General features: G+C 63.6%; 15 protein-coding genes and 2 pseudogenes. 16 read left to right on the forward strand and 1 reads right to left on the reverse strand.

The window, feature by feature from the left end; translation table 11 throughout:
- Positions 1 to 26: 26 nt before the first annotated feature.
- The 6 genes and pseudogenes from ACWAT4_RS19135 to ACWAT4_RS19160 all read left to right on the forward strand — a co-directional run.
- Positions 27 to 419: pseudogene (locus tag ACWAT4_RS19135) on the forward strand (RidA family protein); the annotation flags it as partial.
- Positions 420 to 506: 87 nt separating this feature from the next.
- The gene (locus ACWAT4_RS19140) at positions 507 to 803 is read left to right on the forward strand and encodes a nuclear transport factor 2 family protein (protein WP_449731231.1); all 297 of its coding nucleotides are present in this window, start codon (positions 507 to 509) and stop codon (positions 801 to 803) included.
- A 235-nt stretch (positions 804 to 1,038) separates the two neighbouring features.
- On the forward strand, positions 1,039 to 1,365 hold the full coding sequence (locus tag ACWAT4_RS19145; protein ID WP_212301111.1) for an NIPSNAP family protein: 327 nt from the start codon (positions 1,039 to 1,041) through the stop codon (positions 1,363 to 1,365).
- A gap of 126 nt (positions 1,366 to 1,491) precedes the next feature.
- On the forward strand, positions 1,492 to 2,355 hold the full coding sequence (gene kdsA / locus ACWAT4_RS19150; protein ID WP_212300837.1) for a 3-deoxy-8-phosphooctulonate synthase: 864 nt from the start codon (positions 1,492 to 1,494) through the stop codon (positions 2,353 to 2,355).
- A complete protein-coding gene (locus ACWAT4_RS19155) occupies positions 2,355 to 3,566 on the forward strand; it encodes an MFS transporter (protein ID WP_449731119.1) in 1,212 nt (403 codons plus the stop codon). Before kdsA ends, ACWAT4_RS19155 begins: the two co-directional genes overlap by 1 nt.
- Positions 3,567 to 3,626: 60 nt before the next feature.
- On the forward strand, positions 3,627 to 4,025 hold the full coding sequence (locus ACWAT4_RS19160) for a TfoX/Sxy family protein (RefSeq protein ID WP_212300835.1): 399 nt from the start codon (positions 3,627 to 3,629) through the stop codon (positions 4,023 to 4,025).
- Here the strand turns inward: ACWAT4_RS19160 and queF are convergent.
- Positions 4,022 to 4,498, reverse strand: a complete 477-nt coding sequence (queF, locus tag ACWAT4_RS19165; RefSeq protein WP_212300834.1) for a preQ(1) synthase — start codon at positions 4,496 to 4,498, stop codon at positions 4,022 to 4,024. The two genes, ACWAT4_RS19160 and queF, sit on opposite strands and share 4 nt — an antisense overlap.
- Before the next feature lie 127 nt (positions 4,499 to 4,625).
- Between queF and eno the strand changes: the two genes are divergently transcribed.
- The 10 genes and pseudogenes from eno to pdhA all read left to right on the forward strand — a co-directional run bounded on the left by eno (position 4,626) and on the right by pdhA (position 15,544).
- Positions 4,626 to 5,909 carry a phosphopyruvate hydratase gene (gene eno, locus ACWAT4_RS19170; RefSeq protein WP_212300833.1) on the forward strand — a complete coding sequence of 428 codons (1,284 nt, stop codon included), beginning with the start codon at positions 4,626 to 4,628 and terminating at the stop codon, positions 5,907 to 5,909.
- A 33-nt stretch (positions 5,910 to 5,942) separates the two neighbouring features.
- Positions 5,943 to 7,082 (forward strand): zinc-binding dehydrogenase, encoded by a 1,140-nt coding sequence (locus ACWAT4_RS19175; protein ID WP_212424587.1) that lies wholly within the window; start codon positions 5,943 to 5,945, stop codon positions 7,080 to 7,082.
- Between the two features lie 196 nt (positions 7,083 to 7,278).
- Positions 7,279 to 7,605, forward strand: a pseudogene (locus ACWAT4_RS19180) (helix-turn-helix transcriptional regulator); the annotation flags it as partial.
- A gap of 71 nt (positions 7,606 to 7,676) precedes the next feature.
- Positions 7,677 to 8,672: an MBL fold metallo-hydrolase gene (locus ACWAT4_RS19185; protein WP_212300831.1), complete on the forward strand. Its 996-nt coding sequence runs from the start codon at positions 7,677 to 7,679 to the stop codon at positions 8,670 to 8,672.
- A gap of 182 nt (positions 8,673 to 8,854) precedes the next feature.
- Positions 8,855 to 9,406 carry an NADPH-dependent FMN reductase gene (locus tag ACWAT4_RS19190; RefSeq protein WP_212424588.1) on the forward strand — a complete coding sequence of 184 codons (552 nt, stop codon included), beginning with the start codon at positions 8,855 to 8,857 and terminating at the stop codon, positions 9,404 to 9,406.
- A gap of 202 nt (positions 9,407 to 9,608) precedes the next feature.
- Positions 9,609 to 9,926: an FtsB family cell division protein gene (locus ACWAT4_RS19195; protein ID WP_027529774.1), complete on the forward strand. Its 318-nt coding sequence runs from the start codon at positions 9,609 to 9,611 to the stop codon at positions 9,924 to 9,926.
- Between the two features lie 222 nt (positions 9,927 to 10,148).
- Complete coding sequence (locus ACWAT4_RS19200; protein WP_212300829.1) at positions 10,149 to 11,108, forward strand: helix-turn-helix domain-containing protein; 960 nt, start codon at positions 10,149 to 10,151, stop codon at positions 11,106 to 11,108.
- A 149-nt stretch (positions 11,109 to 11,257) separates the two neighbouring features.
- A complete protein-coding gene (adh, locus tag ACWAT4_RS19205) occupies positions 11,258 to 12,775 on the forward strand; it encodes an aldehyde dehydrogenase (protein WP_212424589.1) in 1,518 nt (505 codons plus the stop codon).
- Between the two features lie 176 nt (positions 12,776 to 12,951).
- Positions 12,952 to 14,349, forward strand: a complete 1,398-nt coding sequence (locus ACWAT4_RS19210) for a glycerophosphodiester phosphodiesterase family protein (protein ID WP_449731120.1) — start codon at positions 12,952 to 12,954, stop codon at positions 14,347 to 14,349.
- 172 nt (positions 14,350 to 14,521) lie between these two features.
- Positions 14,522 to 15,544 (forward strand): pyruvate dehydrogenase (acetyl-transferring) E1 component subunit alpha, encoded by a 1,023-nt coding sequence (gene pdhA, locus ACWAT4_RS19215; RefSeq protein WP_212424591.1) that lies wholly within the window; start codon positions 14,522 to 14,524, stop codon positions 15,542 to 15,544.
- Positions 15,545 to 15,554 lie beyond the last annotated feature (10 nt).

A 15,554-nucleotide genomic window follows, 5' to 3' on the forward strand; every position in this document is an offset into this window, starting at 1 on the left:
CGATCGATCGTGTTCTGGAGGCGGCCGTGAAGCGCGAACCCATCAGAGTTGAGCCCATTTCCACGTATTTGGAGCAACGGCGGAAGGGACCGATCTGCCCTGTCATTGTCGCCGGCGAGACGGTTTATGTCTCGGGCCTTCCGCCATTTGATCCGGTCACCGGTGAGGTCAGGCGATTGCCTTTCGTGCAGCAAGCCGAGATCGTTCTCGAGCAAATGAAGCTGTGCCTGGAGGTTGCCGGCTCGTCGTTGCACCAGGTCGTGAAATGCAATGTCTACTGCACCCCCGACAGTTCGAATTTCACTGCGTTCAATGACGTCTACCAACGCTATTTTCCCGTCTCGCCACCCGCGCGCATCTTTCTAACGGTGCCGTCCTGGCCGGGTGAATTCGACGTGGAAGTCGATTGTGTTGCGATCAAAGCCGATCTGGAAGATCGGTCGGCTTCGGCAAGGGATATGAACGCATTGAAGCACCTGAACGCGGGCTACATGCGCTCGGTCGCCATGAAGGATGTTGATTGGTTTCGCGAACATCTGAGCGACGATTTCCTCAACAGCAACCCCGACGGATCAGTGGTCGATCGTGCAGGCTTTCTTGGACAGATCGCGAGGCCCGTAACCATATCGAACTTGGGATACGAGGACGAGCGGATCCGGATCATGGGCGATATGGCGATCATCCATGCACGGACAACCTATGTCAGGGCCGACGGTTCGGCCGGTTTCGGACGATACACCGACAGTTGGGCGCGCCGTGCCGGCGTCTGGGTTTGCGTCGCCGCTCATGTCACGCGGGGATGAGGACAGACAGAATTTGGCGGCAGACCGAGCTCAAGCTTGAGCATGATTTGAGCGCCGTCCCGCCAATTGCCAGGTCGGGAGCGGCTCCGTCGCTTTGTCTCAGGGCGGGGAGCTGTGGGCATGTTCCAGAGATCCAGCTATGCGCGAAACGCCGCGCGGGCGGTCGAGCGGGGCTCAAGACAGCGTCATGGCCGATCGCTATAACCGCCGGGCCAGTTCAGGGAGGACAACAACCATGATCTACGAGATGCGCGTCTATCGCTGCGTGCCCGGCCGCCTGCCGGCGCTGCTGAAGCGCTTTGACACGATCACGCTGAAAATCTGGGAGAAGCACGGCATCAAGCAGGCCGGGTTCTTCACCACCCTGATTGGCGAATCCAACCAGGAACTGACCTATTTCCTGGCCTGGGACTCGCTCGCCGAGCGCGAGAAGAAGTGGGGCGCGTTCGCGACCGATCCGGAATGGCTCGAGGCGCGCGCGAAGACCGAGGCGGACGGCCAGATCGTTGCCAGTATCGTCAATCAGATCCTGGCACCGACCGCTTTCTCGGCGGTCAAGTAGCAACGTTCCGGCATGGATTGCGGCGGGCACCTCTGGCGCAACCCTGATATTCTGACAGCCCGGGCCGAATGGGGTTGATCGGCCCCTCATCACCGCTATGGTCGCGGCGAAACGAGGGATTTTGCCTTGAGCTTTTCGAATTCCGCGGCGCCGGTCGTCACCGTTGGCACGGTCAAATTCGGCAATGATCTGCCGATCTCGATCATTGCCGGGCCGTGTCAGCTTGAAAGCCGCGCGCATGCGCTGGAGGTGGCCTCCGCGCTGAAGGAGATCGCCGCGCGTCTGAAGATCGGCCTCGTCTACAAGACCTCGTTCGACAAGGCCAACCGCACCAGCGCGTCGGCGGCGCGCGGTCTCGGGCTTTCGCAGTCGCTGCCGATCTTCGCCGAGATCCGGTCCTCGCTCGGTCTGCCCGTGCTGACCGACGTGCACGATGCCGCGCAATGCGCCGAGGTGGCACAAGCCGTCGACGTCCTGCAGATCCCGGCCTTCCTGTGCCGGCAGACCGATCTGCTGCTGGCCGCGGCCGCGACCGGCAACGTCGTCAACGTCAAGAAGGGCCAGTTTCTCGCGCCCTGGGACATGGCGAATGTCGTGAGCAAGATCACCAGCGCCAACAATCCCAACGTGCTTGTCACCGAGCGCGGCGTCTCCTTTGGCTACAACACGCTGGTCTCGGACATGCGCGCGCTGCCGATCATGGCGCGCACCACGGGGGCGCCCGTGATCTTCGATGCCACCCATTCGGTGCAGCAGCCGGGCGGGAAGGGGGCCTCCTCCGGTGGCGAGCGTGAATTCGTGCCGGTGCTGGCCCGCGCGGCCGTCGCCGTCGGCGTCGCCGGGCTCTTCATCGAGACCCATCCCGATCCGGATCGCGCGCCGTCGGACGGGCCGAACATGGTGCCGTTGCGCCAGTTCGAAGGGCTGATCCACACGCTGATGGCGTTCGACGCAGTTGCAAAGAGTACGTCGCAGAGTCCACCGCGCTGATGCACCAGCCTGTGACCAGGCCGCCCCAAGACCAGAAGTTTCCGCCGGCGATCAATATCATCGCGCTCGCCGGCTTCTCGGCGGCCTTGTCGACGCGGGCGCTCGATCCCGTGCTGCCACATGTCGCGGAGGATTTTTCGATCAGCATCGCCACGGCTGCAAGCATCGCGGCCGGCTTTGCGCTGATCTATGCGCTGGTCCAGCCGGCGATCGGGGCGGCAGCCGATCTGTTCGGCAAAGCGCGATTGATGACGCTGTGCCTGGCGCTCCTTGGTGTTGCCTGCATTCTCGGCGCGCTGACGAGCACGTTCTCAGCCTTGTTTGCGACCCGCATCCTGGCCGGCATCGCCTCCGGTGGCGTGTTTCCCGTTGCGCTCGGCCTGACCGCCGACCTCGTTGCACCCGCCAAGCGACAGGTCGCGATCGGGCGCACGATGGCGGGTTCCATGACCGGCAACCTGCTCGGTGCATCCGCCTCGGGCATCATCGGTGATTTCATCGGCTGGCGTGGGGTGCTCGTGATCCTCGGTGCGCTTGGCCTGATCGCAGCCGTCGCGGTCGCCGCGGGTTTTCGCGGCGCCGCGCTGACGCCGCCCCCGAAGACCGATCTGAAGACTCTGTGGCAGGGCTACCGCACCATCTTCGCCAATCCCAACACGCGCTACTGCTATTCGGCCGTCTTCGTCGAGGGCTGCTGCGTCTTCGGCCTGTTTCCCTTCATCGCCGCGTTTCTGTTCGATCTCGGTGAAAAATCATTGTCGATCGCAGGCATCGTCATCGCGGGGTTTGCCGTCGGCGGGCTGCTCTACACCTTCACGGTGTCACGCATGCTGCCGCGGCTTGGCGTCAAGGGCATGATGATCGCCGGCGGCTGCCTCGTTGCGTTGCAACTCGGCGCGCTCGCCTTTGGTCCCGGCTGGAAGCTGCAATTCGCCAGCATGCTGGCGATGGGCTGGGGCTTCTACATGATCCATGGCTGCCTGCAGGTGTTCGCCAGCGAGCTGTCGATCGGGGCGCGGGCGACCGCGATGTCGCTGCATTCGTTCTTTTTCTTCATGGGGCAGACCGTCGGACCACTGGCCTATGGCCTTGGCCTCCAGCATGGCGGCAAGGCGCCGACCCTGCTTGCGAGCGCGGCCATCATGGCGGTGCTGGGTCTGGTCTGCGCCCGGCTGCTCAAGCCGCGTGCGCCGTCCGACGTGCGCGCTTGATTGCGGCGCGGTCGCGGTACTACCTTTGCTGCCAACGACTTGTAGGACGATGTGGCGAGCGTGGTTGCCAGCAGTAGCTTTGTCGAATTCCTGCGCGAGCAACTTGCGCCGCTCGGCCGCATCACTGTGCGGCGCATGTTCGGCAAGACGGGCGTGTTCTGCGACGGCGTCATGCTTGGGATGGTGAGGGATGATACGCTTTACTTCCGGGTCGACGATGGCAACCGCGCCGTTCTGAAGGAAGCCGAAGCGTTTCCGCCGCTGAACTATGAGAAGAAGGGCGGCACGATCGATCTATCGTTCTGGCGCGCACCGGAGCGGCTGTTCGACGACCCTGACGAGCTGGTGCTGTGGGCGAGGTCCGCTATCGAAGCCGCACGTCGGGTCGCGGTCAAACGGCAGCGCACGACGCCGAAACGGACGTCAAAGCCCCGAAAGATGCGGCCGGTCAGCTGCTAGCCCCGGCCGCGATACGGCGCGACGCCTTGCTCGGGCACCCAGAGGCCCTTCGGCACGCGTCCGGTCTGCCAGAACACGTCGATGGGAATGCCGCCGCGCGGGTACCAGTATCCGCCGATGCGCAGCCATTTCGGCTTGATCTCGGCGGCGATGCGCTTGCCGATCATCACGGTGCAATCCTCGTGGAAGGCGCCATGGTTGCGGAAGCTGGCGATGTAGAGTTTCAGCGATTTCGACTCCAGCAGCCACGGGCCGGGTGCGTAGTCGATCATCAGATGGGCGAAATCGGGTTGTCCCGTGACAGGGCAGAGCGAGGTGAATTCCGGCACGGTGAAGCGGACCAGATAATCGGTGCCGGCTTGCGGATTCGGCACGCGGTCGAGCTTGGCCTTCTCGGGGGTATCAGGCCATTCCACGGCACGGCCGAGCTGCAATGCAGGTGAGTTGTTCGATTTGCTGGGTTTTTTCGACATGAGGCCGCCTCCGATGCGGCCCTCTTAGCTAATCAAGGCGCAGCCGTCACCCGGCCTTTTCCGGTTCGATGCATTGCGGTAGAAGCACCCGCGAACTGCCCCCTTGGTTCCCCGAAAAGAGGCTCTCATGACCGCCATCATTGACATCATTGGACGCGAAATCCTCGATAGCCGCGGCAATCCCACTGTCGAGGTCGACGTCGTGCTGGAAGATGGCGCGCTCGGCCGCGCTGCGGTGCCGTCAGGCGCTTCGACCGGCGCCCATGAGGCGGTCGAACTGCGCGACGGCGACAAGGCCCGCTATCTCGGTAAGGGCGTCACCAAGGCGGTCGGTGCCGTCAACGGTGAGATCTTTGAGGCCCTGAGCGGGCTCGACGTCGAGCAGCAGGCCCAGATCGACCAGATCATGATCGAGCTCGACGGCACCCCGAACAAGAGCCGGCTGGGCGCCAACGCCATTCTCGGCGTGTCGCTCGCCTGCGCCAAGGCGGCCGCGAACTCGCTCGACATGCCGCTCTATCGTTACGTCGGAGGCACCTCGGCGCGGCTGCTGCCGGTGCCGATGATGAACATCATCAATGGCGGCGTGCATGCCGACAATCCGATCGACTTCCAGGAGTTCATGATCCTCCCTGTGGGCGCGTCCTCCTTCGCCGAGGGCCTGCGCTACGGCGCGGAAGTGTTCCACACGCTGAAGTCGGAGCTGAAGAAAGCCGGCCATAACACCAATGTCGGCGACGAGGGCGGATTCGCGCCGAATCTGCCGTCGGCGGACGCTGCGCTCGAGTTCGTCATGAATGCGATCGGCAAGGCCGGCTTCAAGGCTGGCAACGACATCGTGCTCGGCCTCGACTGCGCCTCGACCGAGTTCTTCAAGGACGGCAAGTACGTCTATGAAGGCGAGGGCAAGACCCGTTCGATCTCCGAGCAGGCCAAGTACCTCGCCGACCTCGTCGGCCGCTATCCGATCGTCACGATCGAGGACGGCATGTCGGAAGACGACATGGACGGCTGGAAGGAGCTCACCGACCTCGTCGGCAGGAAGTGTCAGCTTGTCGGCGACGATCTCTTCGTCACCAACGTCAAGCGTCTTGGCGAGGGCATCAAGGCCGGCCGGGCCAACTCGATCCTGATCAAGGTCAACCAGATCGGCACGCTGACCGAGACGCTCGCCGCCGTCGAGATGGCGCACAAGGCCGGCTACACCTCGGTGATGTCGCACCGTTCCGGCGAGACTGAGGATTCCACCATCGCCGACCTGGCGGTCGCCACGAACTGCGGTCAGATCAAGACCGGCTCCCTTGCACGATCCGATCGCACAGCCAAATACAACCAGCTCCTCCGCATCGAGCAGCAGCTCGGCAAGCAGGCGCTCTACGGCGGCAAGGCGGCACTGAAGGCGCTGGCATAAGCCAGCGTTTCAACAACACAGGGGAGGATCGACATGAGCGACGGCAAGACCGGACTGCAACTGCGTTCGCTGATCAAGAAGAGCGGAGAGCTCGAGATCTCGCTGTTGGACGTGCCGACCCCCGAGCCCGCGGACGACGAGGTCGTCGTCCGCATCGAGGCGGCGCCGATCAACCCGTCCGATCTCGGCCTGCTCGTCGGCGCCGCCGACATGGGCACGGCCAAGGCGTCCGGGACGAAAGAGGCGCCCGTCATCACCGCGAAGGTGCCTGACGGTGCGATGCGGGCGATGGGCGCGCGGCTCGACCAGTCCCTGCCGGTCGGCAATGAGGGCGCCGGCGTCGTCATCAAGACCGGCTCGTCCGATGCTGCGAAGGCGCTGATGGGCAAGACGGTCGCGATGATCGGCGGTGCCATGTACGCGCAGTACCGGACCCTGAAGGCCAGGGACTGCCAGCCGCTGCCCGAAGGCACGACGGCGGCGGAGGGCGCGTCCTGGTTCGTCAACCCGCTCACCGCGCTCGGCATGACCGAGACGATGCGGCGCGAAGGCCACAAGGCGCTGGTGCACACCGCAGCCGCCTCCAATCTCGGCCAGATGCTGAACAAGATCTGCATCAAGGACGGCATCGCGCTGGTCAACATCGTGCGCAGCAAGGAGCAGGCGGAGATCCTGAAGAAGATCGGCGCCAAGTACGTCGTCGATTCCAGTGCGCCGAGCTTCCTCGACGATCTCACGGCCGCGCTGGTCGAGACCGGCGCCACCATCGCCTTCGATGCCATCGGCGGCGGCAAGCTCGCCGGCGACATCCTCAACTGCATGGAAATCGCGATCAACAAGACCGCGAAGGAATACAGCCGCTACGGCTCCAGCGTGCACAAGCAGGTCTATGTCTATGGCGCGCTCGACATCCGTCCGATCGAGCTGCCGCGCGGCTTTGGCATGGCCTGGGGCGTCGGTGGTTGGCTGCTCACGCCGTTCCTGCAGAAGATCGGACCTGCCGATATCGGGCGGCTGCGTCAGCGCGTCGTGAGCGAATTGAAGACCACCTTTGCCAGCCATTACACCAAGGTGGTGTCGCTGCAGGAGACGCTCGATCCCGCCAACATCGCGGTGTATGCCAAACGCGCCACCGGCGAAAAATTCCTCATCAACCCGAGTAAGTCGTCGTGACGTGCGACGGTGTCCGGGCCTGATCGAATTCAGGCCTTAGCGGTGGGACGGATAACGATCTCGCCGACATCCACATGATCCGGCTGCGCTATCGCGAAGGCCATCGCTTCCGCGATGGCGCTTGCCGGAATGGCCATCGACTTCATGCTTGCTTGCCCTTGCTCCGGTAACGCGGATCCGTCATGGAGGACGGCAGTTGGCCGACGCAGCCGCTATGTCGCGATCCGCATTTTCGAAGCGGTTCGAGTCGCTCGTGGGGATGGCGCCGCTCGACTACCTGCTTCGATGGCGCATGCGGCTTGCATGCGACCGGCTGCGTCGTCGAGCGACCGTTTCTGCAACCGCGGCGCAAGTCGGGTACTCTTCGGAGAGCGCTTTCGGGCATGCCTTCAAACGCGTCTACGGCCTCGCGCCGAAGCGATACTGGCGCAGACATGCCATCGGCGAAAAAATTCTCCATCGCTTCAAGAAAATTTTCGTGACGTGCGGCGGCACGTCCCCGAAAGAAGGTCTTGCCTTCTGAGCGAAGCGGGAGATTATTCCGCCGCCGTCGCAGGCGGGAAAACCGCAAAGCGCTCAGAAGGGGACATCTTCATGACCGATCTCAATCGCCGACATTTGCTCGCAGGCGCTGCTGCAGTCGGCGCTGCCGCCGTCACCGGATTGCGACCGACCGCAGCCAATGCCGCAGTGCCACAAACGGGAGCGCAGGCGCCGGGCTTCTATCGATACAAGGTCGGCAGCTTCGAGTGCACCTCGATCAACGACGGTGCGCGCAGCTTCCCGATGCCGGACAAGTTCGTCGTCAACATTCCGAAGGAGGAGGCGCTCGCCGCCGCCGACGCAGCCTACATGCCCAAGGGCATGGTGACGGTCCCGTTCAATCCGCAGCTGATCAACACCGGCTCCAAGCTCGTGCTGATCGATACTGGCAACGGCGTCGCCAATCTGGAGCCCAGCAAGGGCGCGGTCGGCCGCACCCTGCAGAACCTCCAGGCCGCCGGTGTCGACCCGAAGAGCATCGACATCGTGCTGCTGTCACATCTGCATCCGGACCACACCAACGGCATTCGTCTGGCCGACGGCGCGCTGGCTTTCCCGAATGCCGAGATCATGGTCCCGGTGAAGGACTGGGAGTTCTGGGCCAGTGAGGAGAACGCGGGCAAGGCCTCCAGCGACATGATGAAGAACTACTTCGCCAACGTGAAGAAGACCTTCGCCGGCATCGAGTCCAAGGTGACCAAGTATGAATGGGGCAAGGAGGTCGCGCCCGGCATCACCTCGATCGCGACGCCCGGCCACACGCCCGGTCACACCTCGTTCGCGGTTGCCTCGGGCGACAAGAAGATCCTGATCCAGTCCGACGTCACCAACATTCCGGAGCTGTTCCTGCGCAATCCGGATTGGCACGTGGCCTTCGACACCGACGGCGCGCTGGCGCAGCAGACGCGTCACAAGTTCTACGACATGGCGGCGGCCGAGAAGGCGACCGTAATCGGCTTCCACTTCACGTTCCCCTCGGTCGGCCACGTCGAGAAGGACGGCGCCAAGTATCGCCTGATCCCGTCGGCCTGGAATCCGACGATCTGAGCTGGTTTGCAGGTTTGCACGAAGGATCAGGCCGCCGATTGGCGGCCTGATCGTTTTGGGCGACCATCTGCTTTCACGAAACTCAGCGTTTCCAAACCAGACCGGTTCATGCACTTGCATCCATCGATCCGGATCGCTTAAGTGCCGCCCGGCACTTCCCCTCAAGGTTTCAAGGACAAACCATGGCCTACAATATCGTCGTGATCGCCGGCAGCCTGCGCAAGGACAGCTTTTCGCTGAAGATCGCCAACGCGCTCGCAAAACTCGCGCCGGCATCCGTCAAGCTTGACGTCACCACGCCGGCGGGCATTTCGTTCTTTAACCAGGATCTCGAGGGCGCGCCGCCCGCCGACTGGCTGGCCTTCCGCGACAAGCTGCAGAAGTCCGACGGCGTCATCTTCGTGACGCCGGAATACAATCGCGCCATTCCGGGCGTGCTGAAGAACGCCATCGATGTCGCCTCGCGGCCTTATGGCAAAAGCTCGTTCAACGGCAAGCCGGTCGGCATCATCTCCAACTCGCCGGGCCCGCTCGGCGGCGTCAGCGCTGCCAAGACCCTGCAGAACATCCTGCCCGGCATCAGCGGCCCGATCATGCAGCAGCCCGAGACTTACCTGAACGCGGTCGGCGACGCCTTCGATGCCGAGGGCAATCTGACCAAGGATTCGCTCAAGGGCGTGCTCCAGGCCTATATCGACGCCTTCGCCGCGCACGTGGCCAAGCATCACGGCTGAGGCCAATACCCAAGTCTCCGTCATGGCCGGGCAAAAGCGCGAAGTGCGTCTTCGCGTAGATGTCCCGGCCATCCACATCTTGGCCCGCTGCGACGAAGAACGTGGATGCCCCGGCACAAGGCCGGGCATGACGATCGTGATTGGCGGTGCGGATAGGAGCGCAATTAGCACTCCCTTAACCAAGCTGGCCCATCTTGCCAAAATGGTCTCCCGCGCCCGCCTCAAATCGATCCTGACCGGTCTTGCTCTCTACGCGATGGCGGCCGCCATCGTCGGCTATTTCGGCGTCAACGCCTATACCGGCAAGTATGGCCTCAACGCTCGCCAGGAGCTCGACCAGGAGATCATTGCGCTGACCAGCGAGCTTGCCCAGCTCAAGCGCGAGCGCGCCCGGAGCGAGCAGCGCGTCTCGCTGCTGCGGACCGAGAAGATTGATCCTGACATGCTGGACGAGCGAGCCCGGTTCCAGCTCGACTATGTCAATCCGCACGATCTCGTTCGGATGATCCCGCAGAACTAGCGCTTTCCGCAGCATTCGAAACGGGCCGCGCAAGCCGCCATGCCGAATCCCGATGGCGCGACCCCAATTGTTCCGAAAGTCGTAGAGCCCGACCGGACCGCCGCCTTGACGCCGGCGTGGCGAGGGGGGCATTGCTTGCCCAGGCGCGATGCCGCCAAAGGTTGACGGAGATCAATCGGGTTGTGAGGGCGCCGACTAGACTGCTTCCCGGAGGAAACGGTGATGGATGGGTCGATGCCCCGGCATCACGCGGCTCGTGTCGAAGCCGCTATTGCGTCAGGCCAGGCGGCTCGTTCCGCGCTCGTGGCCTCGTGGCGCCGTTCGTCCCGCCTACATCATCTCGATCCCTCCGGCCGTAGCGTGCCCGTGCGTCTGAGCGACGTCGAGCTGCAACAGGCACGCGAGCGCATCGCGCCGCTGCTGGCCGCCGCGCAAGGCACCCTGGATCGGCTCTACCAGGCGGTCGGCGCGAGCGGCTGTTGTGTGCTGCTCGCCGACGGCGAGGGGGTTCCGGTCGACCGCCGTGGCACGCCCGCCGACGACGCGACATTTCGGTCCTGGGGCCTGTGGACCGGCGCACTCTGGAGCGAGGAGCACGAGGGCACCAATGGCATCGGCACCTGCGTCGTCGAGCAACGGCCGCTGACGATCGATCGCGACCAGCATTTCTTCACCCGCAACACGCTTCTGAGCTGCACCGCCGTTCCGATCTACGACCACGAGGCGGCCTTTGCCGGCGTGCTCGACGTCTCCTCCTGCCGCGCCGACCGCACGGACGCCTTCTCCAGTCTGATCGCGCTGGCGGCCGGTGAAGCGGCGAGGCGCATCGAGGCCGACCTGTTTCGCCGGGCCTTCGCCCATGCCCGTATCGTGCTGACGCCGGGAGCTGACGGCCAGTCCATCGGACTGGTCGCGGTCGATGCGGACGACCTCGTGATCGGTGCGACCCGGTCGGCGAGGGCGGGACTCGGGATTGCGCCTGGCCGGGCGCTGCAACCGGTGCCCGCGGCGGATCTGCTCGGCGGCGATACCGCGTGTGACCACCTGGCCGGCGGTCAGCGCGCGGTGGTGCAGCGGGCGCTGCTTCGCGCCGGCGGCAACGTCTCGGCAGCCGCCAAGGCCCTCGGCGTCAGCCGCGCCACGCTGCACAGGAAGCTGAAGCGGTTCGAGCTGAAGCACTGAGTGCTATTGCCCGGGACTGTCGCACAACTGCGACAGGTCCGCCCGGCCATCGCGTCCACCCGGGCTGACAGAAATCACCTTCCGCGAGATCGTTGGGCAAGTCGTGAACACACGACGATTTGCGCAAACATCAACATCGGGAGTGATCAATGAACAAGGTTGAATTCCTCAACGTCACCAAAGTTCCCTTCGCCGAACGCTACGACAACTTCATCGGCGGCAAGTTCGTCGCGCCGATTTCGGGCAAATATTTCGACAATGCCTCGCCGGTGAACGGCCAGATCGTCTGCAAGATCGCGCGCTCCGACGCGCAGGACGTCGAAGCGGCGCTCGATGCCGCGCATGCCGCGAAGGGCGCCTGGGGACGGGCCAGCGTCGCCGAGCGCGCCGCGATCCTGAACAAGATCGCCGACCGCATGGAAGAGAATCTCGAACGCCTCGCCATCGCCGAGACCTGGGACAACGGCAAGCCGATCCGCGAGACCCGCGCCGCCGACATTCCGCTCGCGATCGATCACTTCCGCTACTTCGCCGGCGTGGTGCGCGCGCAGGAAGGCTCGATCGGCGAGATCGACCACGACACCATCGCCTATCATTTTCACGAGCCGCTCGGCGTGGTCGGCCAGATCATTCCCTGGAACTTTCCGTTGCTGATGGCGTGCTGGAAGCTCGCCCCCGCGCTTGCCGCCGGCAATTGCGTCGTGCTCAAGCCGGCCGAGCAGACACCGGCCTCGATCATGGTCTGGGCCGAGATCATTGGCGACCTCTTGCCGCCCGGCGTGCTCAATATCGTCAACGGTTTCGGTCTCGAAGCCGGCAAGCCGCTCGCCTCCAGCCCGCGCATCGCCAAGATCGCCTTCACCGGTGAGACCTCGACGGGCCGGCTGATTATGCAATATGCCAGCCAGAACCTCATTCCGGTCACGCTCGAGCTCGGCGGCAAGTCGCCGAACATCTTCTTCAAGGACGTCACCGCCGAGGACGACGATTTCTTCGACAAGGCGATCGAGGGTTTCGTGATGTTCGCGCTGAACCAGGGTGAGGTCTGCACCTGTCCGAGCCGGGCGCTGGTCCACGCTGACATCTATGATCGCTTCATGGAGCGGGCGCTGAAGCGTGTTGCCGCCATCAAGCAGGGCGATCCGCGTGCGGCCGACACCATGATCGGTGCGCAGGCCTCCGGCGAGCAGCTCGCAAAGATCCTCTCCTATATCGACATCGGCAAGCAGGAGGGCGCCAAGGTCCTGGCCGGCGGCGGACGGGCCGACCTGGGCGGCGATCTCTCGGGTGGCTTCTATGTCCAGCCGACGGTGTTCGAGGGCCACAACAAGATGCGGATCTTCCAGGAGGAGATCTTCGGCCCCGTCGTCTCGGTCACGACCTTCAAGAGCGACGACGAAGCGCTCGCGATCGCCAATGACACGCTCTACGGCCTCGGGGCGGGCGTCTGGAGCCGCGACGCCAACCGTTGCTACCGCTTCGGCCGGGCGATCCAGGCCGGCCGGGTCTGGACCAACTGCTATCACGCCTATCCGGCGCATGCGGCCTTCGGCGGCTACAAGCAATCGGGTGTCGGGCGCGAGACCCACAAGATGATGCTCGATCACTATCAGCAGACCAAGAACCTCCTGGTCAGCTACAGCCCGAAGAAGCTCGGCTTCTTCTGATCGGCGGATCCCGATCGGCAAGTTCTGATCGGAAAGGCACAGGCGGCGTCATAACGGCGCCGCCTGTGTACATCCGTCATCATTCGCCCCGCCGTCATCCGTCTGTCAGAGAATTGAGACAAGACGGCAGCCTGATCGCTACGATGCGATGCCAGGCCATGACGGAAGGCGCGACCATGACGAGCAATCCTCTGCACACTCTCCTGCAGCGTAAGATCCATGTCGGAGCGATGCTGCTCGGCGTGGCGGCCGTGGCGTTGCTTGCGCCATCGATCGCCCTCGCGCAGACCGCGCCGGCGCCATCAGGCGCAAAACCCTTCCTGACCGTGGACGGAAAAGCACCGCTGATCCTCGGACATCGCGGCGTACCGGGGCTGGTGCCGGAAGAAACCGAGGCCTCGTACGACCTCGCCGCGGCGTTGGGAACCGACGCACTCGAAGAAGATCTGCATCTGACCAAGGACTGCGTCCTGGTTGCGCGTCACAACCCCTGGCTGGGCGACAACACCAACGTTGCCGAAGTGGCGAAGACCAATGCGGCGGTCGCGACCCGCAAGCGCACGGTGCCCGGCGTGCGCGTCAAGGCGCCGGCGGCCGCCGGCGTGCCCGCTGACTACCTCACGGATCTCACCGATCCGACCGATCCCAAATCGGTGTTGAAGTCATTGATCGTCGACGGTGAGGATCACAGCAATGACTGGTCGATCACCGACTTCACCATGGCCGAGCTGAAGGAATGGATCGGCGGCACCACCTATGACGCCGCCAATGAGCGGCCGAAGGTTTTCAACGGCAAGCTCCCGGTCATCAGCTTCCAGGACATCCTCGACATCGCCAAAGCCAAGAGCAAGGAGACGGGGCGGACCATCCTGGTCTATCCAGAGACCAAGAACCCGACCTGGAACAATGCCCAGGCCATCGCCAATGGTTGTGGCGCGCCGGGCAGTCATCCGCTCGAGGACGCCCTCATCAAGATCATCAAGGACAACGGCCTCAACACGAAGGATGCACCCATCCTCGTTCAGAGCTTTGAGCCGGGCAGCCTGAAATACATGCGCAGCCATGGTCTCCAGGCGCGGCAGGTTCAGCTCGTCGACGGCAACGGCATCGACTTCAGGACCGGCAACGTCCTGCTCAACAACATCACCAATTCACGTCCGTTCGACTGGACGGTTGCCGGGGACGCGCGCCTGTATGACGCGATGCTGACGCCTGCGGGCCTTGCCGAGATCAAGACCTATGCCGACGGCATCGGTCCGTGGAAGGCCTATATCGTTCCGCTCAAGATCGCGCCGTGGAAGGACGCCAATTCCGACGGTACGCCCTACAAGGGATCGACACCGGAGGCTTCGACGCAGGACGCAACCAGCCTGATTGCCGATGCCCACAAGCTCGGCCTTTTTGTCCACGTCTTCACGTTTCGGAACGAGAAGAAATATCTGGCTGCCGACTATCACGCCGATCCCGCGCAGGAATATCTCAAATTCTTCCGTCTTGGTGTGGACGGGGTCTTCACCGACTTCACGCATACCGGGGTTGCCGCCCGCGCGGCGTATTTGCGCGAGCTCGGCTAGTGAGGCGAGCGGCGTGGAATCCGAATGTTGCCTGATCGTGCCCAAAGGTTTTGCAAAATTTCGGCCACGTTGCAGTGCGGCATAATGAAAGTCGTGGCATGTCACTGCGGTGCTTTCACACACGATTGAGTTAGGTTAGAGAGGGCTTAGTTTTCTCTGACCCGGAATTCTCATGGCCGCCCCCAAGAAAGCCGCCGCAAGCAGCCCACAAGACAAAACCGACGGCGGTTCGCCCCCGGAATTCACGAGAGAGCAGGAGCTGAAGGCGCTCCGCGACATGCTCCTGATCCGGCGATTCGAGGAAAAAGCCGGCCAGCTCTATGGCATGGGTGCGATCGGCGGCTTCTGCCATCTCTATATCGGCCAGGAGGCCGTGGTGGTCGGCATGCAGATGGCCCTGAAAGAGGGCGATCAGGTCATTACCGGCTATCGCGATCACGGCCATATGCTTGCCACCGGCATGGACGCCAACGGCGTCATGGCCGAGCTCACGGGTCGCCGCGGCGGCTATTCCAAGGGCAAGGGCGGCTCCATGCACATGTTCAGCAAGGAGAAGCACTTCTACGGCGGTCACGGCATCGTCGGCGCGCAGGTCTCGCTCGGCACGGGGCTCGCCTTCGCCAACAATTATCGCAGCAATGGCAATGTCAGCGTCACTTATTTCGGTGACGGCGCGGCCAATCAGGGCCAGGTCTATGAGAGCTTCAACATGGCGGAGCTCTGGAAGCTGCCGGTGATCTTCGTCATCGAGAACAACCGCTACGCGATGGGCACGGCGGTCTCGCGCGCCTCGGCGCAGCAGGATTTCTCCAAGCGCGGCGTGTCCTTCAACATCCCCGGCAAGCAGGTCGACGGCATGGATGTCCGCGCCGTCAAGGCTGCGGGCGAGGAGGCGGCGGCCTGGTGCCGCGCCGGCAAGGGCCCCTTCATTCTCGAAATGCAGACCTACCGCTATCGCGGCCACTCGATGTCCGACCCGGCAAAATACCGCACGCGCGAGGAGGTCGAGAAGGTTCGCCACGACCAGGATCCGATCGAGCAGGTGCGCAACCGTCTGCTGGCGTCGAAGGTCAGCGAGGCCGATCTCAAGGCGATCGACGCCGAGGTGCGCGACATCGTCAATGCGTCCGCCGACTTTGCCCAGCATGATCCCGAGCCGGATGCGTCCGAGCTCTGGACCGATGTTTACCGCTGAACGCGCGCAA

Source organism: Bradyrhizobium sp. T-1 (assembly GCF_053592855.1).